The organism is Saccharomonospora saliphila YIM 90502, from assembly GCF_000383795.1.
Taxonomy (GTDB): Bacteria; Actinomycetota; Actinomycetes; order Mycobacteriales; family Pseudonocardiaceae; genus Saccharomonospora; species Saccharomonospora saliphila.
In genome coordinates this window covers 2171-3674 of record NZ_KB912680.1, presented here as the reverse complement: position 1 = coordinate 3674, position 1504 = coordinate 2171, and the positions used below count along the sequence as shown (strand labels likewise).

The window sequence follows — 1504 nt, the reverse complement described above, 5'->3', positions numbered from 1 at the left end:
CGGGCAGCTCCCGCTGCCCGGACCGGAAGGCGACGCGGGTGGCGACGCGGCGCTGCGGCGTATCAAGGTCACTCTCACCCCGCCCGCCCCGGACCCGGAGCGCCCGACGGACCCGGGCCGGGCAGTGCCGTCTCCCTCGGTCCCCGACGGGCTCGGCAAGTTCGACCTCGGTTCGGTGCCCGCGTCGGTCACCCCGCCCACGACCTGGCGCAGGGCCGCCTGGTTCGCGGGCCTGTCGTCCACGGCGGTCGTGGTGGCGCTGCTGGTGGCGGGCACGGTGCTCGTCGGCGGGACCGACGAGCAGAGCAGGGCCGCCGAGGGCTGGCCCGACCGGACCGGCCGGCTCTCGATCGCCCCTGACCAGGGCTCACCGGCCGACGCGCGGGTCGGCGACGATGACGCGCGGGGCGGCGACACGGCCGTCCCCGGTTCCGACGCGGCCGACGAGACCGCCACCGAGGACCGGCGTGCCGCGCTGCGTGCCGCGCACACCACGGACACCGCCCCGGAGCCCGCCGAACAGCGCTCAGGAGACACCGACGGCGGCGGGCCGACGACCTCCCCGGCGCCGAGCAAGCCTCCCGTGACCCCGGCCTCCACCTCGGCGGCCCCCCGGGTCCTCTGGGCCTCGCACGACACGGAGACCTTGGCGCGGCGCTCCCAGGACTACTTCAACCTCGTCACCGAAGACCCCTCCGCCGCCCACGACCTGACGACCGGCGAGCTGGCCGAGCTGGGACCCGAGGGGCTGGCCGAGCGCTACGCCGACATCGCGTACTTCGAGGTGCGGGAGGTCTACATCGACGCGGGTGAGGGAATCACGCACAACACCGTCCGCGTGACCTACCCCGACGGCAGCACCGCCGAGGAGACCCGCACGCTGGAGTTCGGCGACGACGACCGCATCGCGGCCGAGGGCGGGTGAGGCGGCACCACACAGCGGGCCACGCCGGGCGGCACCGACACGGACTCGCCAGGCTCCCGGTGGACCGGCCAACACTGCTTCCTCTGCATCCGCACAGGGCGTACGCACGGGATTCTGCACATGCGGGTCGGCGAACGGTTGAAATTTGCTCTGTTCAGGTGACCCGCCTGGCCGTTCGTCGTACGCTCCCCGCTGTCCACCGAGCGAACCTGGTGAACGCCGGTTCGAACGGGTTAGCTGTTGCTCGGTGTCCGCGCTTGAGGTCCACGACCGGACCAAACCTGGAATCGAGAGCAGACGAGGGCGAACAGTGCACGACCGGCCTGACCGAGGGCCTGACCCGACCGTGGTCCTCCACGACGGGCTCGACCACGGGCGACCCGGCTCCCACGCCGACGACCCCGAAACGGGCGTCGACCACGCCGATGCCGAGCACCCCGGCATCGGCGACCCTGACGCCACCCTCCCGGGCGCCGGTCCCGGATGCGCCCGTCCCGGGGGAATCCCGCTCACCAGTGGATTCGTGGGCAAGTTCGTCGTGTTCTCCGCGGCGTTGTCCGACGGCATGGCGCCGCTGGT

At 73.3% G+C, this 1504-nt stretch carries 2 protein-coding genes; both read left to right on the top strand.

The genetic code is table 11. The features are described 5' to 3' along the window. Positions 1–925 (top strand): prolipoprotein diacylglyceryl transferase (locus tag SACSA_RS26160; protein WP_019816435.1); only part of this gene is annotated, 925 nt, incomplete at its 5' end. A 346-nt stretch (positions 926–1271) separates the two neighbouring features. Next, the coding region (locus SACSA_RS26155; protein WP_048876775.1) for a hypothetical protein at positions 1272–1504 on the top strand (233 nt) is incomplete at its 3' end.